The 22,373-nt window shown below is 71.7% G+C and carries 24 protein-coding genes; 15 read left to right on the forward strand and 9 right to left on the reverse strand.

The features are described 5' to 3' along the window. Window positions 1-2: 2 nt before the first annotated feature. Window positions 3-944 carry a LysR substrate-binding domain-containing protein gene (locus tag Q1K26_RS17550; protein WP_300013795.1) on the reverse strand — a complete coding sequence of 314 codons (942 nt, stop codon included), beginning with the start codon at window positions 942-944 and terminating at the stop codon, window positions 3-5. Between the two features lie 398 nt (window positions 945-1,342). Here Q1K26_RS17550 and Q1K26_RS17555 point away from each other — a divergent pair, with 398 nt between their 5' ends. From Q1K26_RS17555 to Q1K26_RS17580, 6 genes are all read left to right on the forward strand, one after another. Beyond that, on the forward strand, window positions 1,343-2,059 hold the full coding sequence (locus Q1K26_RS17555; protein ID WP_300013798.1) for a succinate dehydrogenase cytochrome b subunit: 717 nt from the start codon (window positions 1,343-1,345) through the stop codon (window positions 2,057-2,059). Further along, on the forward strand, window positions 2,056-3,999 hold the full coding sequence (locus Q1K26_RS17560; RefSeq protein ID WP_300013801.1) for a fumarate reductase/succinate dehydrogenase flavoprotein subunit: 1,944 nt from the start codon (window positions 2,056-2,058) through the stop codon (window positions 3,997-3,999). Before Q1K26_RS17555 ends, Q1K26_RS17560 begins: the two co-directional genes overlap by 4 nt. Beyond that, the gene (locus Q1K26_RS17565; RefSeq protein ID WP_300013804.1) at window positions 3,996-4,751 is read left to right on the forward strand and encodes a succinate dehydrogenase/fumarate reductase iron-sulfur subunit; all 756 of its coding nucleotides are present in this window, start codon (window positions 3,996-3,998) and stop codon (window positions 4,749-4,751) included. The genes Q1K26_RS17560 and Q1K26_RS17565 overlap by 4 nt, the downstream gene beginning before the upstream one ends. Before the next feature lie 202 nt (window positions 4,752-4,953). Then, a complete protein-coding gene (locus Q1K26_RS17570; protein ID WP_300013807.1) occupies window positions 4,954-5,739 on the forward strand; it encodes a hypothetical protein in 786 nt (261 codons plus the stop codon). An 8-nt stretch (window positions 5,740-5,747) separates the two neighbouring features. Beyond that, window positions 5,748-7,673 carry a fumarate reductase/succinate dehydrogenase flavoprotein subunit gene (locus Q1K26_RS17575; RefSeq protein ID WP_300013810.1) on the forward strand — a complete coding sequence of 642 codons (1,926 nt, stop codon included), beginning with the start codon at window positions 5,748-5,750 and terminating at the stop codon, window positions 7,671-7,673. After that, complete coding sequence (locus tag Q1K26_RS17580) at window positions 7,670-8,437, forward strand: succinate dehydrogenase/fumarate reductase iron-sulfur subunit (RefSeq protein ID WP_300013813.1); 768 nt, start codon at window positions 7,670-7,672, stop codon at window positions 8,435-8,437. Before Q1K26_RS17575 ends, Q1K26_RS17580 begins: the two co-directional genes overlap by 4 nt. Before the next feature lie 387 nt (window positions 8,438-8,824). Here the strand turns inward: Q1K26_RS17580 and Q1K26_RS17585 are convergent, their stop codons facing one another. Next, on the reverse strand, window positions 8,825-9,106 hold the full coding sequence (locus Q1K26_RS17585) for a hypothetical protein (RefSeq protein ID WP_300013816.1): 282 nt from the start codon (window positions 9,104-9,106) through the stop codon (window positions 8,825-8,827). Between the two features lie 167 nt (window positions 9,107-9,273). Here Q1K26_RS17585 and Q1K26_RS17590 point away from each other — a divergent pair, with 167 nt between their 5' ends. From Q1K26_RS17590 to Q1K26_RS17620, 7 genes are all read left to right on the forward strand, one after another. Further along, window positions 9,274-10,020 carry a hypothetical protein gene (locus Q1K26_RS17590; protein WP_300013819.1) on the forward strand — a complete coding sequence of 249 codons (747 nt, stop codon included), beginning with the start codon at window positions 9,274-9,276 and terminating at the stop codon, window positions 10,018-10,020. A 3-nt stretch (window positions 10,021-10,023) separates the two neighbouring features. After that, window positions 10,024-10,521 (forward strand): hypothetical protein, encoded by a 498-nt coding sequence (locus tag Q1K26_RS17595; RefSeq protein WP_300013822.1) that lies wholly within the window; start codon window positions 10,024-10,026, stop codon window positions 10,519-10,521. Then, a complete protein-coding gene (locus Q1K26_RS17600) occupies window positions 10,518-11,288 on the forward strand; it encodes a hypothetical protein (RefSeq protein WP_300013825.1) in 771 nt (256 codons plus the stop codon). Before Q1K26_RS17595 ends, Q1K26_RS17600 begins: the two co-directional genes overlap by 4 nt. 48 nt (window positions 11,289-11,336) lie before the next feature. Beyond that, on the forward strand, window positions 11,337-11,507 hold the full coding sequence (locus Q1K26_RS17605) for a hypothetical protein (protein ID WP_300013828.1): 171 nt from the start codon (window positions 11,337-11,339) through the stop codon (window positions 11,505-11,507). A gap of 51 nt (window positions 11,508-11,558) precedes the next feature. Beyond that, on the forward strand, window positions 11,559-12,074 hold the full coding sequence (locus Q1K26_RS17610) for a hypothetical protein (protein WP_300013831.1): 516 nt from the start codon (window positions 11,559-11,561) through the stop codon (window positions 12,072-12,074). After that, window positions 12,071-12,391, forward strand: a complete 321-nt coding sequence (locus tag Q1K26_RS17615; RefSeq protein ID WP_300013834.1) for a hypothetical protein — start codon at window positions 12,071-12,073, stop codon at window positions 12,389-12,391. The genes Q1K26_RS17610 and Q1K26_RS17615 overlap by 4 nt, the downstream gene beginning before the upstream one ends. Window positions 12,392-12,557: 166 nt before the next feature. Beyond that, entirely contained in the window at window positions 12,558-14,489 is a 1,932-nt protein-coding gene (locus tag Q1K26_RS17620; protein WP_300013837.1) for a prolyl oligopeptidase family serine peptidase, read from the forward strand. A 4-nt stretch (window positions 14,490-14,493) separates the two neighbouring features. On the opposite strand, the gene Q1K26_RS17625 is transcribed toward Q1K26_RS17620, so the two are convergent. The 6 genes from Q1K26_RS17625 to Q1K26_RS17650 form a co-directional block, all read right to left on the reverse strand. Continuing rightward, on the reverse strand, window positions 14,494-14,913 hold the full coding sequence (locus tag Q1K26_RS17625; protein ID WP_300013839.1) for a hypothetical protein: 420 nt from the start codon (window positions 14,911-14,913) through the stop codon (window positions 14,494-14,496). Between the two features lie 12 nt (window positions 14,914-14,925). Next, window positions 14,926-15,324: a hypothetical protein gene (locus Q1K26_RS17630; RefSeq protein ID WP_300013842.1), complete on the reverse strand. Its 399-nt coding sequence runs from the start codon at window positions 15,322-15,324 to the stop codon at window positions 14,926-14,928. Window positions 15,325-15,648: 324 nt separating this feature from the next. Beyond that, window positions 15,649-16,536, reverse strand: coding sequence for an amino acid ABC transporter permease (locus Q1K26_RS17635; RefSeq protein WP_300013845.1), 888 nt, complete (start codon window positions 16,534-16,536; stop codon window positions 15,649-15,651). Next, complete coding sequence (locus tag Q1K26_RS17640; RefSeq protein WP_300013847.1) at window positions 16,533-17,192, reverse strand: amino acid ABC transporter permease; 660 nt, start codon at window positions 17,190-17,192, stop codon at window positions 16,533-16,535. Before Q1K26_RS17640 ends, Q1K26_RS17635 begins: the two co-directional genes overlap by 4 nt. A gap of 73 nt (window positions 17,193-17,265) precedes the next feature. Continuing rightward, window positions 17,266-18,162: a glutamate ABC transporter substrate-binding protein gene (locus Q1K26_RS17645; protein WP_300013850.1), complete on the reverse strand. Its 897-nt coding sequence runs from the start codon at window positions 18,160-18,162 to the stop codon at window positions 17,266-17,268. Window positions 18,163-18,191: 29 nt separating this feature from the next. Beyond that, complete coding sequence (locus Q1K26_RS17650; protein ID WP_300013862.1) at window positions 18,192-18,920, reverse strand: amino acid ABC transporter ATP-binding protein; 729 nt, start codon at window positions 18,918-18,920, stop codon at window positions 18,192-18,194. Between the two features lie 131 nt (window positions 18,921-19,051). On the opposite strand from Q1K26_RS17650, the gene Q1K26_RS17655 reads away from it, so the two are divergent. Both Q1K26_RS17655 and Q1K26_RS17660 read left to right on the forward strand, forming a co-directional pair. Continuing rightward, window positions 19,052-19,729 carry a response regulator transcription factor gene (locus tag Q1K26_RS17655; RefSeq protein WP_300013853.1) on the forward strand — a complete coding sequence of 226 codons (678 nt, stop codon included), beginning with the start codon at window positions 19,052-19,054 and terminating at the stop codon, window positions 19,727-19,729. Between the two features lie 3 nt (window positions 19,730-19,732). Next, window positions 19,733-21,157, forward strand: coding sequence for a HAMP domain-containing sensor histidine kinase (locus Q1K26_RS17660; protein WP_300013856.1), 1,425 nt, complete (start codon window positions 19,733-19,735; stop codon window positions 21,155-21,157). Window positions 21,158-21,225: 68 nt separating this feature from the next. Here the strand turns inward: Q1K26_RS17660 and Q1K26_RS17665 are convergent, their stop codons facing one another. Then, a complete protein-coding gene (locus tag Q1K26_RS17665; RefSeq protein WP_300013858.1) occupies window positions 21,226-22,179 on the reverse strand; it encodes a TAXI family TRAP transporter solute-binding subunit in 954 nt (317 codons plus the stop codon). Window positions 22,180-22,373: the final 194 nt, after the last annotated feature.

Raw genomic sequence — 22,373 nt, forward strand, 5'->3', positions numbered from 1 at the left:
AGCTAATCAGGGCGGCGGAGCACCTGCACGTCGCCGGGCAGCCCGCCGCCTGCGGACAGCGCGGCGAGGAACGTCAGCAGCGTGTCGCGGAACGCACTCATGGCATGGGTGGGGACCAGGTCGGCGCGGCGGGCCAGTGCGACCGTCCGGTAGAGCGGCGGGGTGAGCACGGTGCGCCGCAGCCGGGGACGACCGGCGAAGACCAGGTCCGGCACGACCGCGACCCCGGTCCCGGCCTCGACGAGCCGCAGCACCGCGTCCATCTCCCCGCCCTCCACCGCGAAGCGGGGCGTCTCACCGGCGTCGGCGTACGCGCGCAGCGTGGCCTCCCGCACGTCGTAGCCCTGCCGCGGGACGACGAGCGGGCGGCGGGCCAGCTCGCGGACGGTCATCGACCCGCGCGCGGACGGTGCGCGTTCCGAGGCCGGGGAGGCCACCGACAACCGCTCGCGCAGCAGCGGGGTGGTGTGCAGCGCGGGGTCGACGCCTGCCTCCGGCACGATCACCAGCGCGACGTCGAGCTCCCCCCGGACGAGCGAGCGCACCAGCGGCTGCGACCCGCTCTCCACCAGCTCCAGCCGGACGTCGGGGTACTGCTCGTGGAAGGTGCGCAGCACGTCGGCCAGCACGCCGATGCACAGCGACGGGGTGGCTCCGACCCGTACCCGCCCGCTGCGCAGCCCGATCAGCTCCGCGACGCCGGTGCGGGCGCGCTCGGCGTCGGCCAGCATCCGCCGCGCCAACGGCAGCACCACCTCGCCCGCGGGGGTCAGCGTGACGCCCTCGCGCCCCCCGCGCTGCACCAACGGCGCCCCGAGTTCGTCCTCCAGCACCCGCAGCTGCCGCGACAGCGTCGGCTGCGCCACCCCCGCCACGTCGGCGGCCCGGATGAAGCTGCGCGAGTCGGCCAGGGCCACGAGGTACGCGAGCTGGGTCAACGTCACCCCAATAGCCTACGAGCATCGCCGGACCGATACCGATGCCGCGGGGCGGGGTTGACGGCACGAGATCGACGCGAGCGGGTTCGTCATCCCACGCACCCCGCTCACGTCGATCTCGCGCGCGGGTTCCGCCCGGACCACCACGGACACCGCTGCCCGCCGGCGGGCCGTCCCGGCGTCGCGCACCGACGCCACCGGGTGCGGATCCCACGTCGAGCGGGCACGTCGTGCGAGCCGGGCGGGCGGTGAACCCACTTCCGCGACGGAGTGAAGCCAGGCACGTGAGGCGACCCTGGCCGGGGCGCTGACCTGCGGGGGCGCCCCGCCTATAGCGTCAGGGCACCGAACGCCCCTGAACGATGCATTGGACGGCAGGTTCGACCGGTGGTCACCCTTGCCGCATGGTGTCCCTGGTCCCGCGCACGAACGGCGATGCGCCGACCCGACGCGCCCCGCGGCCGTCGTCCGTGCAGCTCAAGTACGTGATGGCGGTGTCCGGCGCGGTCATGTTCCTCTACCTCGTCGCGCACATGATCGGGAACCTGAAGATCTTCTTCGGGGCCGAGTCGCTCGACCTCTACGCCGAGTGGTTGCGGGTCGTGGGCGAGCCCGCGCTGCCGGAGCAGACCGTGCTGTGGCTCGTGCGGATCGTGTTGCTCGCCGCCGTCGTCGGCCACATCGTGGCCGCGACCCTGCTCGCCCGGCGCGCGTCGAGGGCGCGCCCGGTGAAGTACGCGCACCGCAGCAGGGTCGCGGGCTCCTACGCCGCGCGCACGATGCGCTGGGGCGGCGTGATCGTCGCGCTGTTCATCGTCTACCACATCCTGGACCTGACGACGGGCACGCTGAACCCCAACGGGGTGTACGGCGAGGTCTACGCCAACCTCGTGGCCGATTTCGCTCCGCAGCGCTGGTACGTGACGGCGTTCTACGTCCTGTCGATCGTCGCGCTGACGCTGCACCTGCGCCACGGGCTGTGGAGTGCGCTGCAGTCGCTGGGCCGCACCCGCGGCGGCAACCTGGTCGCGCTGAAGACCACGGCGGACGTCGTGGCGGTCGCGCTGGCCGTGGGCTTCCTGGCAGTCCCGCTCTCGATCACGTTCGGACTGGTGTCATGAGCATCTACAGCGACTTCACCGTCGGCGACCCGATCGTCGACACCGCGGCCCCGGACGGGCCCATCGAGTCCCGCTGGGAGCGTCGCCGGTTCGGCGTCAAGCTCGTCAACCCGGCGAACAAGCGCAAGATGAAGATCATCGTGGTGGGCACCGGCCTGGCCGGCGGCTCGGCGGCGGCGACGCTGGCCGAGGCCGGCTACCAGGTGGCGAGCTTCTGCTACCAGGACAGTCCGCGGCGCGCGCACTCCATCGCCGCGCAGGGCGGCATCAACGCGGCGAAGAACTACCGCAACGACGGCGACTCGGTGCAGCGGCTGTTCTACGACACCGTGAAGGGCGGTGACTTCCGCGCCCGGGAGTCCAACGTGCACCGCCTCGCCGAGATCAGCGTGCAGATCATCGACCAGTGCGTGGCGCAGGGTGTGCCGTTCGCCCGCGAGTACGGCGGCCTGCTCGACAACCGCTCCTTCGGCGGAGTACAGGTCTCCCGCACCTTCTACGCCAAGGGCCAGACCGGCCAGCAGCTCCTGCTGGGCGCCTACCAGGCCCTGGAGCGCCAGGTCGACGCCGGCCGCGTGGAGATGCACACCCGCCACGAGATGCTCGAGCTCGTCGTCGTCGACGGCCGCGCCCGCGGGATCATCGTCCGGGACATGGTGACCGGGGAGATCGAGACCCACCTCGCCGACGCCGTGGTGCTCGCCTCCGGCGGCTACGGCAACGTGTTCTACCTGTCCACCAACGCCAAGGGCTGCAACGTCACCGCGACCTGGCGGGCGCACCGCAAGGGCGCGCTGTTCGCCAACCCGTGCTTCACCCAGATCCACCCCACGTGCATCCCGGTCTCCGGTGACCATCAGAGCAAGCTCACGCTGATGAGCGAGTCGCTGCGCAACGACGGCCGCATCTGGGTGCCCAAGGAGATGGGTGACACCCGCCCGCCGAAGGACATCGGAGAGGACGAGCGCGACTACTTCCTCGAGCGCCAGTACCCCGCGTTCGGCAACCTGGTGCCCCGCGACATCGCCAGCCGCGCCGCCAAGAACGTGTGCGACGCCGGGCGCGGCGTCGGGCCGTCCGGGCTGGGCGTCTACCTGGACTTCTCCGAGATCATCGAGCGGACCGGCCGCGCCGCGGTGGCCGCCAAGTACGGCAACCTGTTCGACATCTACGAGCGCATCACCGGTGAGGACCCCTACGAGGTCCCCATGCGGATCTACCCGGCGGTGCACTACACGATGGGCGGGCTGTGGGTCGACTACGACCTGCAGAGCACGATCCCCGGCATGTTCGTCGTCGGCGAGGCGAACTTCTCCGACCACGGCGCCAACCGCCTCGGCGCGTCCGCGCTGATGCAGGGCCTGGCCGACGGCTACTTCGTCCTGCCGAACACGATCGGCGACTACCTGGCCGAGAGCCACCTGGACCCGGTCGCCGAGGACGCCCCCGAGGTGGTCGAGGCCCGCGCGCAGGTCACCGACCGGATCGAGAAGCTCCTCTCGATCGACGGCACCCGCACCGTCGACTCCTTCCACCGCGAGCTGGGCCACATCATGTGGGACCACTGCGGCATGGAGCGCACCGACGAGGGCCTGCGCAAGGCGCTCGACCTGATCAAGGACCTCCGTCGCGAGTTCTGGCAGTCGGTCAAGGTGCCCGGCTCGGCGGCGACGCTGAACCAGTCGCTGGAGAAGGCCGGCCGGGTGGCCGACTTCCTGGAGCTCGGCGAGCTCATGTGCCTCGACGCGCTGCACCGCACGGAGAGCTGCGGCGGCCACTTCCGCGCGGAGAGCCAGGTCGACGGCGAGGCCGAGCGCGACGACGAGTACTTCGCCTACGCCGCGGCGTGGGAGTTCACCGGTGTCGGCGAACCCCCGGTCCTGCACAAGGAGGACCTGGTCTTCGACCACGTCACCCCGAGCCAGCGGAGTTACAAGTGAAGCTCACCCTGAAGATCTGGCGCCAGGACGGTCCCGCCGACCCCGGGAGGATGGTGGGGTACCAGGTCGACGACGCCGACGCGGACATGTCGTTCCTGGAGCTGCTCGACGTCCTCAACGAGAAGCTGATCCTCTCCGGTGACGAACCGGTGGCCTTCGACCACGACTGCCGCGAGGGCATCTGCGGCTCCTGCTCCATGGTGATCAACGGGGAGCCGCACGGTCCCCAGAAGGCCACCACCGCCTGCCAGCTGCACCTGCGGCACTTCCGCGACGGCGAGACGATCGTGGTCGAGCCGTGGCGGGCGGCGGCCTTCCCGGTGGTCAAGGACCTGGTCGTCGACCGTTCGGCGTTCGACCGCGTCATCGCCGCCGGCGGCTACGTCAGCGCCCCCACCGGCTCCGCGCCCGACGCCCACGCCACGCCGGTGCCCCGGCCGCAGGCGGAGCGCGCGTTCACCGCGGCGGCGTGCATCGGTTGCGGTGCGTGCGTGGCGGCGTGCCCGAACGGGTCGGCCTCGCTGTTCCTCGGAGCGAAGATCACCCACCTCGGCGAGCTGCCCCAGGGCCAGCCCGAGCGCGACGACCGCGTGCTGCGGATGGTCGCCCAGCACGACGCCGAGGGTTTCGGCGGCTGCACCAACACCGGCGCCTGCACCGTCTCGTGCCCGAAGGAGATCCCGCTCGACGTGATCTCCCAGCTCAACCGGGACTACCTGCACGCCACGACGGGAGGCCGCCGCCGGGCCTGACCCCACGCCGCCGACACCCGGCCCGACCCCCACGGGGGCCGGGCCACCCGTCGTGTCACGACCCGGTGACGCGAATGTGACTCCGGTCTCGACCACGGGGTTTGTTCCCCACCCGTCACCGACGTGGCCGACGTTACGTCGTACGCTCCGGCCCAGTTTCGACCCCGTTCGATCGCGGAAACGAAGACGAGGACCCACTGACGTGTCATCCACCACAGACGCGTCCACGGGCCGGGCACAGATCTCGGCCAGGACGCTGCGCACCGACCGGTGGTGGCTGCCGCCACTGCTCAACTTCGCCGGGCTCACGGCCTGGGTCGCCTACGCCACCGTGCGGGCGTTCCAGCAGGACAACTACTACGTCGCCGAGTACGAGTACCTGACGCCGTTCTACTCGCCGTGCTTCTCGGTGGGCTGCATCCCCGAGGCGTCGCACTTCGGGCAGATCCTCCCCGACGTCTGGTGGCTGCCCTACGCGGCGCTGACGCTGCCGTTCCTGCTGCTGTTCCGGCTCACCTGCTACTACTACCGCAAGGCCTACTACCGGGCGTTCTGGCTCTCGCCGCCCGCGTGCGCCGTGGCCGAGCCGCACAAGAAGTACACCGGTGAGACCCGCTTCCCGCTGCTCGGGCAGAACCTGCACCGCTACTTCTTCTACGCCGCCGCGCTCATCTCGGTGATCAACACCTACGACATGATCCTGGCGTTCACCGCCGGTGTCGGGCTGGGCACGATCATCCTGCTGATCAACGTGATCGCGCTGTGGGCGTACACGATCTCGTGCCACTCCTGCCGCAGCATCGTCGGCGGGCGGATCAACAACTTCTCCAAGCACCCCTCGCGCTACAAGGCCTGGGTGTACGTGTCCAGGCTCAACGCCAAGCACATGCAGCTGGCATGGCTCACACTGGCCACGCTGGCCATCACGGACTTCTACGTCATGGCCGTCGCGGCCGGCTGGATCTCCGACCTGCGGATCGTGGGGTGACCACTGACATGAGCGAGAACATCGAGCGGCACGAGTACGACGTCGTGGTGATCGGCGCCGGCGGCGCCGGGCTGCGCGCGGCCATCGAGGCCCGCGCCCAGGGCAAGCGCACGGCGATCATCTCCAAGTCGCTGTTCGGCAAGGCCCACACGGTGATGGCCGAGGGCGGCTGCGCCGCGGCCATGGGCAACGTCAACAGCAACGACAACTGGATGGTCCACTACCGCGACACCATGCGCGGCGGGAAGTTCCTCAACAACTGGCGGATGGCCGAGCTGCACGCCAAGGAGGCGCCCGACCGCGTCTGGGAGCTGGAGACCTACGGCGCGCTGTTCGACCGCACCAAGGACGGCAAGATCAGCCAGCGCAACTTCGGCGGGCACACCTACCCCCGCCTCGCGCACGTCGGTGACCGCACCGGCCTGGAGCTGATCCGCACCCTGCAGCAGAAGATCGTCTCGCTGCAGCAGGAGGACTTCGCGGCCACCGGCGACTACGAGTCGAACATCCGGGTCTTCCACGAGTGCACGATCACCGAGCTGTTCAAGGCGGACGGGAAGATCGCCGGCGCGTTCGCCTACTACCGCTCGACGGGCGAGTTCGTCCGCTTCGACGCCCCGGCCGTCGTGCTGGCCACCGGCGGGGTCGGCAAGAGCTACCAGGTGACGTCGAACTCCTGGGAGTACACCGGCGACGGCCACGCGCTGGCCCTGCGGGCGGGCGCCACGCTGATCAACATGGAGTTCCTGCAGTTCCACCCGACGGGCATGGTCTGGCCGCCGTCGGTGAAGGGGATCCTGGTCACCGAATCGGTGCGCGGCGACGGCGGCATCCTCAAGAACTCCGAGGGCAAGCGGTTCATGTTCGACTACGTGCCCGACGTGTTCAAGGAGCAGTACGCCACCACGCCCGAGGAGGGCGACCGCTGGTACACCGACCCGGACAACAACCGGCGCCCCCCGGAGCTGCTGCCCCGCGACGAGGTCGCGCGTGCGATCAACTCCGAGGTGAAGGCCGGTCGTGGATCGCCGCACGGCGGCGTGTTCCTCGACATCGCCTCACGCCTGAAGCCCGAGGAGATCCAGAAGCGGCTCCCGTCGATGTACCACCAGTTCAAGGAGCTGGCCGACGTCGACATCACCGCCGAGCCGATGGAGGTCGGACCCACCTGCCATTACGTGATGGGTGGCGTGGAGGTCGACCCCGACACCGCGATGTCGGTCGTGCCCGGCCTGTTCTCCGCCGGTGAGTGCTCCGGCGGCATGCACGGCTCCAACCGGCTCGGCGGCAACTCGCTGTCGGACCTGCTGGTCTTCGGCCGCCGCGCCGGGGCCGGCGCGGCGGAGTACGTCGACGGGCTCAGCGGGACGCGCCCCGCGGTGCTCGTCGACGACGTCGCCGAGGCGGAGCGGCGCGCCCTGCTGCCGTTCTCGACGGCCACGGCAGGCGGGGAGAACCCGTTCGTCGTGCACCAGGAACTGCAGAAGACGATGAACGACCTGGTCGGCATCATCCGCAAGGCCGACGAGATGGAGCTGGCGCTCAAGGCGCTGGAGGACATCGCGACGCGCACCCGGACCGTCAGCGTCGAGGGGGCGCGGGTGTTCAACCCGGGCTGGCACCTCGCGCTGGACCTGCGCAACATGCTGCTGGTCTCGCTGTGCGTCGCGAAGGCGGCGCTGGAGCGCCAGGAGAGCCGGGGCGGGCACACCCGCGACGACTACCCGGTGATGGACTCCGACTGGCGCCACGTCCTGCTGCAGCTGTCCGCGCTGGGCGAGGACAACGTGGAGCTGGTCCGCAAGGAGCAGCTGCCGATGCGGCCGGAGCTGTTCGACCTGTTCGAGCTCGACGAGCTGAAGAAGTACTACACCGGCGACGAGCTGGGCGGCCACCGCGCTGATTCGGCGGCCGACAAGGGGGCGAAGGCATGACCCACGACCAGCACTTCCGCGTCTGGCGCGGCGACGACGAGAAGGGCGAGCTCGTCGACTACCCGGTGGAGGTGAACGAGGGCGAGGTCGTCCTCGACATCATCCACCGGCTGCAGGCCACCCAGGCCCAGGACATGGCCGTGCGCTGGAACTGCAAGGCCGGCAAGTGCGGCTCGTGCAGTGTCGAGATCAACGGCAGGCCCCGGCTGGCGTGCATGACGCGGATGAGCACGTTCGACGAGAACGAGGTCATCACCGTCACGCCGCTGCGCACGTTCCCGGTGATCCGCGATCTGGTCACCGACGTGTCGTTCAACTACACCAAGGCGCGCGAGATCCCGTCCTTCGCCCCGCCCGAGGGCGTGGAGCCGGGCGAGTACCGGATGGCGCAGGTCGACGTCGAGCGGAGCCAGGAGTTCCGCAAGTGCATCGAGTGCTACCTGTGCCAGAACACCTGCCACGTGGTGCGCGACCACGAGGAGAACAAGGAGAACTTCGCCGGCCCGCGCTACCTCATGCGGATCGCGGAGCTCGACATGCACCCGCTGGACTCCGCCGACCGGCAGAAGGAGGCCCAGGAGGAGCACGGGCTCGGGTACTGCAACATCACCAAGTGCTGCACCGAGGTGTGCCCCGAGCACATCAAGATCACCGACAACGCGCTGATCCCGCTGAAGGAGCGGGTGGTCGACCGCAAGTACGACCCGCTGGTGTGGCTGGGCAGCAAGATCTTCAAGCGCGGTGACGCCCGCAGCGGCGCCTGAGGGCCCTCCGCCCCGGCCCGTCACGGGCCCCTCTCCGGGCAGCGCCCCGGTGGCACGTCGCGGGACGGCCGGGGTCGGACCGGAATGGTGATCGTCGTTCCGGAACCGTCCGGCGTGCCGTGGCCCGCAGCGGGTTCCGAGCCGATGACCGACGCACACCGCCGCGGCCATGATCGACGGCTCGGAACGCGCCGGCGGATCCGCCGCGCCCACGGGTTCCGAGCCGACGATCACCGCCCAACAGCCGGTCCGTGCTCGCGCCGCGGTCGATCGGAGCGCGTTCCTCGACGCGGCGGTCCCGGTGCTCACCCAGCGGTCGCGACCGGTGGGTGGGGGCCGCGAGCGGCCTGCGCGCGCTGCAACCGGCCGGACCGGCGCGGAGCTCGGTCAGCCGCCGAGGCCGCGGCGGATCTCCGCGAGCCTCTCGGCCGCCTTGCGGTCACGCTCGGTCATCTCGTCCTCGACCGTGCGCGCCTCCGGCGTGTCCGCGGTCAGCTCCGTCATTCCCTGTGACGTCGCGTGGCGACCCTCGATCTTGGTGCGGACGTGGTCGAAGCTAGGCACGCCGCGGTCGTCGTAGTCCGGCGCCGGTGCCGTGAGCGGCGCTTCCGGGTCCGCGGGCACGATCTCGGCGTCGACGGGCTCCGGGGAGTCGGATGTTCCGGGCATCGGGGGACACCTCTCACGCGGGTCTCGGGACTTTCCCCACGGTACCCCGTCGATCACCCGAACGGCCCAGCTCCGGAAGGGTCGGACCCCGTCACGTGATCGCCACCCGATCGTTGGACGGGTCGGGGGCGGCGGTCGCCGCCTGCGCTCACACGTGGAGGACGACGATGGCGGCTGCCGCGGGCACCGGCCTTTCGCGGATCGCGCCCTCCGGCGCGCCGGTGGAGATGACGGTCCCGGGGGCGTTCGGAGAGTTTCGCTGGTACGGCAGCACCCGGTTCTCCGGGCCGCGGCTCTCGCGCCAGTTCTTCCTCGCCCCCGCCGGTGAGCACCGGGCGATCCCCACGCACGCGATGCCCGGAGCCACCCGCCGCGTCACGCCGATGCGCGGGTTCGACGCGATCGTGTTCGAGGCCCGGGACCGTTCCGACTCGGCACTGGTCCTCGCCGGACCGCACCACGAGGCCACCACCTGGTTCGGCGGGCCCGCCCCCGACCTCGTCGGGCTCACCTCGATGCTCTCGACATTCCGGTTCACCGACTCCGCCGACGGCGCCACCCTCGTGCCGGTATCGGATCTGCTCGTCTCGCAGCCGGACGTCGCCATGATCGGCCGCAGCGAGCAGGCGACCCTGATCGTGCGCAACGCCGTCGATGTCCTGCCGACGTTGCCCGAATGGGCCGGGCTGGCCGTCGCGGGCGGCGAGCTGTGGCGCGCGGGTCGCGTGCTCGACGACCGCGGCCTGGCCCTCGTGGCGAACACCCCGCACCAGTGGCGGTTCATCCTCGCCGGCGAGAGCCTGGCGATGGACCTGGTGCTGCTCGGCCCGGAGTCCGGGCGGGCGGCCACGACGATGTCGGAGGACTCCGTCGTGGAGGCGCTCGGGCAGCTCACCGGACGCTGGGGGGCCTGACCGGTGTCGATCGAACTGGCCGTCGCCCTCCTGGCGTTGCTCGTGGCGCTCTTCGCGCTGGTCGCGCTCGTGGCCGTGCACGCCAGGGTGCGCGCCCTGGAGGCCGGGCGGGCCGCCGAGCTGTCCGGCTACGCCTCGCTGGTCGGGAAGCCGGCCCCCCTCGCCGTCCGCCCGCGGACCGGGGAGAGCGGTGCGCTGGTGGCCGTCATCGACGGCGACTGCGCGCTCTGCCACGGCGTCTGGGACGCGCTCAGCGACGTCAGCCGCCCCGGGATCCGCTTCGTGGCCCTCTCCGACCGCGCCGACGCCTTCGCCGACAACCTCGCCGAGATGATCGTCGACCCGGACACCCGGGCCGGGCTGTTCGAGGGCTACTCGCCCACCGTGCTGGCCCTCGACGCCGCCGGCACCGTGACCGACCGACGTTTCGTCTACGCCGACACCGACGTGCGCGGCCTCCTGCGGGACCTGATCTCAGAACACGAGGTAGCGAAGGCATGACCCGGCTGGACCAGATCCCCACGGCCGCGGACGCCCCGCCCGACGCCCGGCCCAGTGCCGTGGTGGCCACCCTGCGCGCGGCCCGGCCCAGCCGCCGCGCCGTCGTGCGCGGTCTGATCATCGGTGCGGCCGCGGCCGCGCTGGTGCCGATCGACTGGTTCCTGACCCGGCGCGAGGCCGCGGCGCAGCCCCGGACCGATGGCGACGACAAGTCCGAGCACCTCACGTGCTCGCCGGAGAGCTACCGGGAGGAGGCCAACAACTGGCCGGCCACCGGCCCGGCGGTCTGCTACGGCGGCTGGCGCCGCGGCGGGTTCCCGTGCGCGAGCGGCTACCACCGCGAGGGCACCTACGGCGACGGCCCCGACTCCTTCGAGTCCACCCGGGTGACGACGAGCTGTCACGGCCGCAACGCATGGCGCTGGCAGGGCTACCGGTGCTCCGACGCCATCACCACCGCCACCTTCGCCGACGGCACCGAGTACAACGGCATCACGATCGCCGCCTGCGACATCTCCGACCTGCCCGCGCCCGCTCCCGAGCCGGCCCCCGCCCCCGCCCCCGGTGGCGACGGCTCCGGCGGTGGTTCGGGCTCCGGCGGTGGGTCGGGGTCCGGCGGTGGGTCGGGATCGGACGGTCCGGACTCCGGAGGGTCGGCGTCCGGGCCCGGCGAGTCGCCCGACCCGTCGCGCCCGCGGCGCCTGCTCCCCGTGCTCGGCACCGGCGTGAGCTCGCTCCCGGTCCTCGGCACGCTGCTCGGTGGGTAGCGCGACCGGCTCGGGCCCAGGCGGCGGCCGGTTCGTAGGCTGCCTGTCGTGACCTCGGCCCGTCCCCGCGCGCGGTGGGCGCTGCACCCCGCCACCACGGCGGTGGTGCTGCTCGGCCTCGGTGCGGCCGGCGCGGTCCTGGACGGCCCGTGGGCGGTGGCGGTGGCGGCCCTCGCCGCGGGCGCCGCAGCCGGCTTCGCCAACTCCGGCAGCACTTGAAGCCACAATTCGGCGTTCCTGCTGAGCGCGTCGGTCTGGCGCGCATCCCCCGTGGTCCGGTTCTTCGGGGCCGGCCTGTTCCTCGGCGCCGCGGTCGTGGCGTTCGTCGCGGCCGTCGTGGGCGCGATCCCGCAGGCGCTGGTGCCCGAGCCCGTCCGGTGGGGTCTCGTCGGTGCGGTGGCGCTGGCCGTCGTGGCGCGGGAGTGCGGGCTGCTGCGGTTCCGCGTGCCCGAGAACGCGCGGCTGGTGCCCGAGGACGTGCAGCACCTGCGCGAGTGGGGGGCCCTGCAGTTCGGGTTCGAGATGGGCACCGGCATGCGCACCTACTCCCCGTCGGGGCTGCCGCACCTGCTGCTGCTCGCCGTCGTGCTGGTGGTGCCGTTCCCGGCGGCGTTCGCGGTCGCGGCCGGCTTCGCCGCGGGACGGCTGGCGATGCCGCTGCTGTCCAACGCCTGGAGCGACGACGGCGGCTGGTCCGAGCTGTGGGCGCGCACGCAGCGGTGGGTGCGCCCGCTGCTGGCGGCCGTCGTCGTCGGTGCGCTCGCGGTCGTGGCGGTGGCGTCGTGACCGTCGTCGAGGTGGTCGTCGTCTACGACGTGGCCTGCCCGAGCTGCTCGGAGATCGCCCGCGAGCTGCCGGATCTGCTGCGCGTGCCGGTGGTCGTGCGCTCCTGCCGCGACCCGCACCTCGCCACCGCCTACCCGACGCTGGCTACCCGGGTGCGGAGCTGTGCCACGCCGGCGTTGGGCACCGTGCGCACCGACGGGACGATCCGCTGGTGGCCCGGCCTGACCGGAGCGATCGGGGTGCTGCCGGTGGTGCGCCTGCGGGACCTGGCCGAGGCGGTGGCGCTGCTCCGGACGGCGTTGCGGGCGAGCAGGTAGGAAGCGACGCGGCGGCGGGAGGGGACCGCGCCGCCGCGTCGCACCCCGCCCGCCGGGCAACGGGCCGGGATGACTCCATTGTGAACGAAGTTCGTAAGAACCGCATGAGCGCGACATGACGCGCTTCTCATCCACGCGACCCCCGGATCCGACTAGCGTCGCCACCGTGACGATCGCCCCGTTCGGATCCTGGCCCACCCCGATCACCTCCGAGCTCGTCGTCGCCGCGGCCGTGCGGATCTCCGAGGCCCGCGTCGACGGTGCCGACGTCTACTGGTCGGAGGACCGCCCTGACGAGGGCGGTCGCACGCAGATCGTGCGCCGCTCCGCCGACGGCACCGCCGGTGACGTGCTGCCCGCCGGGTCGAACGCCCGCACCGCGGTCCACGAGTACGGCGGCGGGGGCTGGTGGGTGCGCGACGGTGTCGTATGGTTCACCGAATGGGCCGACCAGCGCCTCTACCGCCTCGAGCCCGGCGGCACGCCCGTGGCCCTGACCGCCGAGCCCGCCGTGCCGCGCGGCGACCGCTACGCCGACGGCGACGTCCTGGGTGACACGATCGTCTGCGTCCGGGAGCGGCACGGCGACGGTGACGAGGGCCGGGGGGAGCCACGCAACGAGATCGTCCGGCTGCACGCCCACACGCCCGGTGAGGCGGAGGTCCTGGTCAGCGGACCGGACTTCGTCGCCGCGCCCCGCCTGAGCCCGGACGGGGCCACGCTCGCCTGGCTGCACTGGAGCCACCCCTCGATGCCGTGGGACGACACCGAACTGGTGGTGCGCGACCTCGTCACCGGTGAGGAGACGGTGGTGGCGGGCGGCCCGGGGGAGTCGGTGGCCGAGCCGGTGTGGCAGCCCGACGGTGCGCTGTGGTTCCTGTCCGACCGCACCGACTGGTGGAACCTCTACCGGTGGGTGCCCGGCTCCGACATCGAGCCGGTCGTGCGCACCGACTCGGAGATCGCGCTGCCCGCCTGGCGGCTGGCGACCTCGCGGTTCGCGGTGCTCGACGGCGGCGCGGTCGTGTTCGCGCACCGCCGACGCGGCGCCGACGCGCTGGCGGTACGGGGGAGCGGGGGCCTGATCGCCGATCTCGACCTGCCGTTCTGCTCGATCGCCGTGGTGCGTGCGGCCGGCCCGGACGCGGCCGTCGTCGTCGCCGGGACCCGTACCTCGGAGCCGGGCGTGTACCGCGTGACCGTGGCCGGGGACGTCGAGACGCTGCGGCCCGCGCGTGACCTCGGACTGGACCCGGCCGGGATCTCCGTGTCCGAGCACGTCACGTTCCCGGCTGGGGAGGACCGGGTCGCCCACCTGCTGTACCACCCGCCGACGAGCGTCACCCACACCGGCCCGGAGGGCGAGCGGCCACCGCTCGTCGTCGTCATCCACGGGGGCCCGACGGCCGACGCCGACCCCGGCTTCGCGGTGGGCACCCAGTTCTGGACGAGCCGCGGGTTCGCCGTCGCGAGCGTCAACCACGGCGGCTCCACCGGCTACGGCCGGGCGTTCCGCGACGAGCTGCTCGGACAGTGGGGCGTCGTCGACGTCGCCGACTGCCTCGCCGCGGCCCGCCACCTGGCCCGCGACCGGGTGGACCCCGACCGCATGCTGATCCGCGGCGGCTCCGCGGGCGGGTACACGGTGCTCTCCGCGCTGGCCCGCTCCGACACCCCGTTCGCGGCCGGGGCCGACCACTTCGGCGTCGCCGACCTCGAGGTGCTCGCCCGCGACACCCACAAGTTCGAGAGCCGCTACCTCGACCGGCTGGTGGGCCCGTACCCGCAGGCCCGCGACGTCTACGTCGAGCGCTCCCCGATCCACCACGTCGCCCAGTTCTCCCGGCCGCTGATCGTGCTGCAGGGCAGCGAGGACGCGGTGGTGCCGCCCGAGCAGTCCGAGCTGATCGTCGATGCGCTGCGGGCCAAGGGCGTGCCGGTGGCCTACCTGCTCTTCGACGGCGAGCAGCACGGGTTCCGGCGGGCGGAGAACATCCGCCGCGCCCTGGACGCCGAGCTCAGCTTCTACGCCCAGGTGCTCGGCTTCGACCTGCCGGCGGCGGAGAAGATCGAGCCGGTGCACATCGAGAACCTGTGACCGGTCAGTAGGTCGCGCAGATCCTGCCGGTTCTGGACTCCGCTTGGAGCGCGTGACGATACCGCCAGCTGACGGTGGTGATCGCACAGAATCTGTTGTTGCCCTCCTCGTTGCGCGCGCGCACGCCCTTGCCGGGAACGACGCCCCCACCCCGGTTGCTGTAGCGACTCTCGCTGGAGTCCACGAAGGCCCGCCCGTCGACCTCCAGCGTCGCCGAGATGATGATGGATCGGTACGGGCCGTTGGTGCCGCAGCGTGCCGCCGGGTAGGCCGTGACGAAACCGTGGGCGTCCAGTTCGAAGTAGACGTCTGGTACGCATCCGCCCGGCGGTTGGGCGCTTGCGGGCGACGCGAGGCTTAGGGTGCACGCCGTTGCCGTGACCGCGCCGACGACAAATCGACCAAGAATGGTCGGGAATCTCATTGTCCTCCCCTATCAGAAGGTGCCGGTTGAAATGGCTTCGGTGGTGACGGCGCGGGCCCCTGGCCCTGGAATGTAGCGGACCGTGACAATCAGGCGGAACGACTGGTCACCGTCGGGGTTGGAAGCCGAGAGCAGTGGTGTCGTGCAGTAGTCGCCATCGTTGAACCGGCCCGGGACGCAGTGGTTGCTGCGGGTGCTGATGAGCATGTTCGCGCGGAACAGCTTGGCGGTTACCCAGGCTTCAGAACGTTCCGGCTGGTGGCAGAATGCCCCGGCCTGGCCGTAGATGGCGCCGACCTCCGGAGCGGACCTGCTGATCGAACTCTCGGCCCGGCAGAACAGACCGGGTGACGCGCCGGCCTCCTCGACATCGCCGACCGACGTGGCCGCTCCGAGGACGGCGGCAAGCAAGAGAGTTGTCGAAGTCCTTCGGTATGCAGTTCCGTTCATGTCTGTCCCCCAGGTGGTCTTCGAGGCCGATGACATAATCGTCGACCGAATTCGGGGGAGGCTCAATACCTGCCCACTAAAGAGTGGGCGATTTAGGGAAGACTTGATGCTGGAGCAGCGGCTGTCGCCGACCTGTTCGAGGCAGGTCGAATCCGTCGGGGCGAGGTCGGGCGCCGCGATGTCGCCCTATCAGGGCCCCGGTGGAGTCAGCGAATGTCACCGCTCGGAGACCCGCCCGGATTCGACGATGTCCGCGCATGGTCCGAAGCTCCGGATCTCGCTGTCTCAGCCACCGGTCGTCGCCGTACCGGCCAGTGCCGGGGCAGCGGGCGCAGACGGGCCCGTCGCGGGGCTCGAAGCCGACCGGCTGAGCCGGCGCTCCACCCAGATGGCCAGCCGTTCCAGCAGGTAGTTGATCACGATGAAGATCACGGCGAGGGCGAAGAACAGCTGCAGGGGGTTCTCCAGCGTCTGGATCGCGATGCGGGTGAAGCGCACCGACTCCTCGTAGCCGATGATGAAGCCCAGCGAGGTGTCCTTGAAGATCACGACCAGCTGGCTGATCAGCGCCGGGAGCATGACCCGGAACGCCTGCGGGAGCTGGATCAGGCTCAGCGACTGCCACCCGGTGAGCCCGACCGCGGACGCCGCTTCGGCCTGGCCCCGGGGCAGCGAGGCGACCCCGGACCGGACGATCTCGGCGATGATCACCGAGTTGTACGCGGTGAGCCCGATGACCAGGTACCACAGCAGCGGCAGGTCGATCCCGATCTCGGGGAACACGGTGTAGGCGAAGAAGATCGCGACGACGACCGGCAGCCCGCGGAAGAGCTCGACGAACCCGACGACCGCCCACCGCCACGTGCGCGTGCTGCTGATCCGGGCCACGGCGAGCAGGGTGCCGATGACCAGCGACAGCGCCATCGCCAGCACCGCGGCCACGACGTTGTTGAGCAGGGCCGGACCCAGCCCGGACCACAGCGCGAGGAACTGGGGGTGGAACGGGCTGATGATCGGCCCCCAGCGCTCCATGGACAGCTGGTCCTGCGCGGCGAGGCGCGTCAGCACGACGGCCGCGACGGCCACGAGCAGGACACCGACGACGATCGAGCCGATCAGCACGCGCCGGCGCATGCGGGGCCCCGGGTTGTCGTAGAGGACGGGCGTGCTCATCGCGCCACCGCCACCTTCCGCTCGAGGACGCCGAGACCGATGCCGGCCGGGATCGTGATCAGCAGGTAGCCGGCGGCCATGCCCAGCAGCACCGGCACCACCGGCAGACCGCGGGCGGCGACCAGGGTCTGGTAGACCGAGAACAGGTCGCCGCCGACGCCGAAGGCGCCCACGATCGCCGAGTTCTTGATCATTGCGATGATCACGCTGCCCAGGGGGGGTACGACGGTGCGCAGGGCCTGGGGGAGCACGACGTTTCCGAGTGACTGGGTGAAGGTCAGGCCGACGGCGCGGGCGGCCTCCGCCTGTCCCGCCGAGACGGAGTTGATGCCGCTGCGCACGGCCTCGCACACGAACGCCGAGGTGTAGAGGACCAGCCCCAGGATCCCGAACCAGAAGAAGCTGGCGTTGATGCCGATCTCGGGAAGGGCGAAGGCGCAGAAGAACAGCACGATCGTCAGCGGGCAGTTCCGGAAGAGCGTGACCCACGCGGTACCGACCGCGCGCAGCGGCGGGATCGGAGACACCCGGAAGCCCGCGATGATCGTGCCGAGCACGAGCGAGCCGAGTGCACCGTAGAGCACGATCTCCAGCGTGCGCAGCAGCGCGTTGCCGAACAGACCCAGGTTGCTCAGGACCGGATCGAAGTAGGTCATGGTCGCCCTCCGGGCGGGACGGGACGGGGCCCGCCACCGGTGGTGGTGGCGGGCCCCGTCCCGGCGGGCGGGATCAGCTGCAGGGGTCGAACTCGGGCAGGGTCGGGACCTCGGGGTCGATGGTGCCGGCGGTGGCCGTCCAGGCGGCCTCGTACGCCCCGGAGGCCTCGGCCTCGGTCAGGGTCTCGTTGATGAACTCGCAGAACGCGACGTCGCCCTTGGTGATGCCGATGCCGTAGGGCTCCTCGGTGAACGTCTCACCGACGAGCTTGTAGGCGCCGTCGCTCTCGGACACGTAGCCGGAGAGGATCACGTTGTCGGTCGTGACGACGTCGACCTGGTTGTTGCCCAGCGAGTCGCGGCACTGGGTGTAGGCCTCGAACAGGGTGAGCTGGGCCGGGTCGATGTACTCCAGGATGTTCTCGGCCGGCGTGGACCCGGTGACCGAGCAGACCCGGGCGCCGGAGGCCCGCAGGCTCTCCGGCCCGGTGATGTCGGTGTTGTCGCTGCGGACCATGAGCGTCTGGCCGGCCTGGTAGTACGGGCCGGCGAAGGACACGGACTCGCGGCGGGTGTCGTTGATCGTGTACGTGGCCACCACGAGGTCGACCTCGCCGCGCTCGATCAACGTCTCGCGCTGGGCCGAGGGCGCCTCCACCCAGTCGATCGCGTCGGGCTCGATGCCCAGCTGCGCGGCGATGATGCGACCGATCTCGGTGTCGAACCCGGTCAGCGTGCTGTCGAGGGCACGCTGGCCGAACAGCGGCTGGTCGAACTTCGTGCCGATGCGGATCGTGCCGGCCTCGGCGATCTCGGCCATCGTCGTCCCGGCCTCGAACTGGACGTCCTGGGCCACGTCCGGGGCCGGCGCGGTGTCCCCGCCGCCGATCGATTCCTGCTGGCCGCACGCGGCGAGCACGAGGGCCGCGGTGGCCGCCACCGCGGTGAGGCTGAGTTGACGTAGACGCATTCGTGCTCCTGTGTGTGGGGGAACGGCCATCAGTGGGTCAGGATCTTGCCGAGGAAGTCCTTGGCACGGTCGGATGTCGGGTTGGAGAAGAAGGTCTCCGGCTTCGCGTCCTCGACGATCTCGCCGTCGGACATGAACACCACCCGGTGGGCCGCCTTGCGGGCGAAGCCCATCTCGTGGGTGACCACGAGCATGGTCATGCCCTCCTTGGCCAGCCCGGTCATCACGTCGAGGACCTCGTTGACCATCTCCGGGTCGAGCGCGGAGGTGGGCTCGTCGAACAGCATGACCTTGGGCTTCATCGCCAGCGCGCGGGCGATCGCGGCGCGCTGTTGCTGGCCGCCGGAGAGCTGGGCGGGGTACTTGTCGCGCTGGTTGGCGATGCCGACGCGTTCCAGCAGCGCCATGCCGTTCTTCTCCGCCTCGGCCTTGCCCGCCTTGCGCACCTTGATCGGGCCGAGCGTGACGTTCTCCAGGATCGTCTTGTGCGCGAACAGGTTGAAGCTCTGGAACACCATGCCGACGTCGGCGCGCAGCCCGGCCAGGGCCTTGCCCTCGGCGGGCAGGTCGGCGCCGTCGACCTGGATGACACCCGAGTCGATCGGCTCCAGCCGGTTGATCGCCCGGCAGAGGGTGGACTTGCCCGATCCGGACGGGCCGAGGACGACCACGACCTGACCCGGCTCGACCTCCAGGTTGATGTCGCGCAGGACGTGCAGGTCGCCGAAGTGCTTGTCGACGCTCGCCATCCGGATCATGGGGGTTTCACTCACACGGGCCTCCGGGCATGGCGGGACGCTAGGGCGGTTCGGACACCCCAGTCCAGCACCTTGAGCGGCACTTAGGGTTTCGCTCCCATAACGAGATCCTTCGATGCGAGTCTGTGGGCGTGCACATCCTGCTCGTGGAGGACGACGACCGCATCGCCGCGGCGCTGCGACCGGCGCTGCACCGGCACGGGATGACGACGACGCGGCTCGCGCGCGGGCGCGGTGCCGTCGATCATCTCGCCGGGGTGGACGTCGTGCTGCTCGACCTCGGGCTGCCCGACGTCGACGGGGTGGACGTCTGCCGGGAGATCCGCGCGGTGAGCGAGGTCCCGGTGATCGTGGTGTCGGCGCGGGGCGAGGTGGACGACCGCATCCTGGGCCTGCATTCCGGCGCCGACGACTATCTCGTCAAGCCCTACGACATCGGCGAGCTCGTCGCGCGGGTGCATGCGGTGTACCGGCGCAGGCGGATGGAGGCGGGCCCGGACGCCGCCGTCGACGTGGTCGAGATCGACGGCGTCGTGGTCGACCTGACGCGCCACACCGTCACGGCCGGCGGAAGGGCGGTGGCGCTGACGCGCAAGGAGTTCCAGGTGCTCGCGCTGCTCGCCAGCTCGGGCGGGGCGGTGTGCACGCGCGGCCGGATCGTCGCCGAGGTGTGGGGTCGCAGCTGGGCGGGCGCCAACCGCACGCTCGACGTCCACGTCGCGACGCTGCGCACCAAGCTCGGACGTCCGGAGCTGGTGCAGACCGTGCGCGGTGTCGGCTACCGGCTCGGGCTCCCCGGGGGCGAGTGACCCGTGGGCGGCCGGCTGCTGGTGATCATGGTGTTCGTCGTGGGGCTGCTCGCCGCGGGCCTGGGTGTCCCGCTCGCGCTGACCTACGCCGCGGCCACCCAGCAGAACCTGTTCACCGAGCGCTTCGCCGACACCGTCTACTTCGCGTCGCGGTCCGAGCGCCCGCTCACCGAGGCCGACACCACCTCGCTGGAGCAGGAGCTGCGGCGCTGGGACGAGCTCTACCGCGACGCCGTGCTGGTGTTCGACGCGCGCGGTGAGCAGCTCGTCGTCTCCTCGCGGATCCCGGCGCCCGCCCTGAGCGAGAGCGGTCGGGCCCGGGTGGCCCTCGCGGTGGCGCGCCAGCCCTCGGAGCCCTACCCGCTGCTGATGCCGTGGGACGACCGCCCGCTCGTGCTGGCCGAGCCCGTCCTCGACGACACCGAGCTGCGCGGTGTCGTCGTCACGATCTCCTCGACGGCCGCGGTGCGGGCCGAGGAGCTGCGCGTGTGGTCGCTCGTGGCCGCCGCGGCGCTGCTGGCACTCGCGTTGGGTGTGCTCGTGGCGCTGCCGGTGGTGCGCTGGATCCTGCGCCCGGTCCGCCGCCTCGACGAGGGCACGGGACGGGTGGCGGCCGCGGTGCTCGCCGGCGCCCGACCCGAGCCGGTGTCGGACGGGTCGGGCCCGCCGGAGCTGCGGCGGCTCTCGGCGTCGTTCGACGAGATGGCCGAGAAGGTCGCGCAGGCCCACTCCGCGCAGCGCGCGTTCGTGGCCGACGCCAGCCACCAGCTGCGCAACCCGCTGACCGCGCTGCGACTGCGGCTGTCCAACCTGGACGGTCACGTGGACGCGGCGGCGACCGACGACCACGTGGCCGCGCTGGAGGAGGTCGAGCGGCTGTCCACGCTGCTCGACGGGCTGCTGGCGCTCGCGCGGGCCGAGCGTGCCGCACCGCTGGTCGAGGTGGACGTCGACGCGGGCGTCGACGACCGGATCGAGGCCTGGCGCCCGCTCGCCGAGCACTGCGGGCTCACCCTGCGCCGCGCCGGCCCGCGCGGGCTGCGGGCGACGGGGCCCGCGGGCGTCGTCGAGACGGTGCTGGACGCGCTGCTGGACAACGCCGTCAAGTTCAGTCCCGACGGCGGCACGATCACGGTGTCCACCGCCGCCACCGCCGCCCACGTCGAGGTGGCGGTCCGCGACACCGGCCCCGGGCTCGCCGCCGACGAGCTGGAACGCGCCACCGACCGGTTCTGGCGCAGCCCCGGCCAGATCAACACCGACGGCTCGGGACTGGGCCTGGCCATCGTGTCCAGAACCGTGGAGCTCGGCGGCGGTGAGCTGACCCTGGAGCTACCGGCTGGCGGCGGCCTCCAGGTGGTGGCCCGCCTCCCCCCAGGCCCCGATCGGTCACAGCAGGGTGGCTCTGCTCCGGTCCAGTCGGAGTAGAGCCACCCTGCTGTGACCGCGCAGGGCGGCGAGCAGATCGACGGGCTGCGGGAGCAGGTGCGGCGGGCTCAGCCGCGTTCGGACCGGTAGTACCGTTCCGCGCCCGGGTGCAGCAGGATCGGCTGGGTACTGATCGCGGCCCGCGGGTCGATCGTCATCGTGCTCGGACCGGCCTCGGAGAGCATGGCCTGCTCCTCGAACAGCACCCGCACCAGCGCCGCGGCCAGGTCGTCCGGCAGCGCGGCGTCGACGAGCAGGTAGTTGCGCACCAGCATCGTCGTGACCGGCACGGTGACGCCACGGTAGATCTGCGCGGGGGCCGTGCCCGGGGCGTACACGGGATAGCGGGCGCGGACCGCGGTGAGCACACCGTCGGCGTCGAGGTCGAGCAGCCGGATCGGCAGGCCCTCGGCCAGCTCCCGCACGGCCGGTGTCGGCAGCCCGCCCGACCAGAAGAACGCGTCGATCTGCCCGGCGGCCATCGCCGCCGCGGACCCGTCGAGGCCGAGCTGGACCGCGCGCAGGTCGGCGGTGGCGAGCCCGGCCGCGTCGAGCAGGCGACCTGCCACCAGCGCCACCCCCGAGTTGGTCGCACCCACCGACACCCGTGCTCCGCGCAGGTCGTCGACCGTGGTGATCGGGGAGTCGGCCGGCACGACGACGTGCAGCACGTCGTCGTAGATGCGGGCGAGCGCGCGGGGGGCGGCCGGGTCGTCCGCCGCGAGTCCCGCCAACCCGCTCGCCGCGGCGTCGGCCTGGCTGAACACGACGTCCGCCTCGCCCGCGGCGAGCATCGCGACGTTCTGCACCGATCCGGCGGTGTTGAGGACCTCGGGGTGGCGGGTGAACCGCAGCTCGGCCTGCCAGGCCCGGGCCAGCGCCGTACCGAGCTGGAAGTAGACACCGCTCGCCGACCCGGTCGCGATCCGCAGCCGGACATCGGCGAGGGGGCTGCTGCACGAGGGGAGCAGCGCGGCGGCCGCCAGCGCACCCAGCACCGTCCGGCGCCGCACCCTCGTCATGTGCGCATCCTGCCGCCGGTTCGCCGGGACGTCGAGCGGGCGCCTACGCTGGCAGCGGTGGTGCGTCCTGAAAGCTGGATCAGGCCAGCGGGTGTGAGTCCCGCCTGGGTAGGTACCGGAGCGCCCAGTAGCAGGCCCCGGTTCGTCGGAGAGATCCGGCGGGCTGAGCGGGGCGTCGAGAGCCTCTTCGGAGG

Source organism: Pseudonocardia sp. (genome assembly GCF_029263155.1).
In the GTDB taxonomy this organism is placed as follows: domain Bacteria; phylum Actinomycetota; class Actinomycetes; order Mycobacteriales; family Pseudonocardiaceae; genus Pseudonocardia.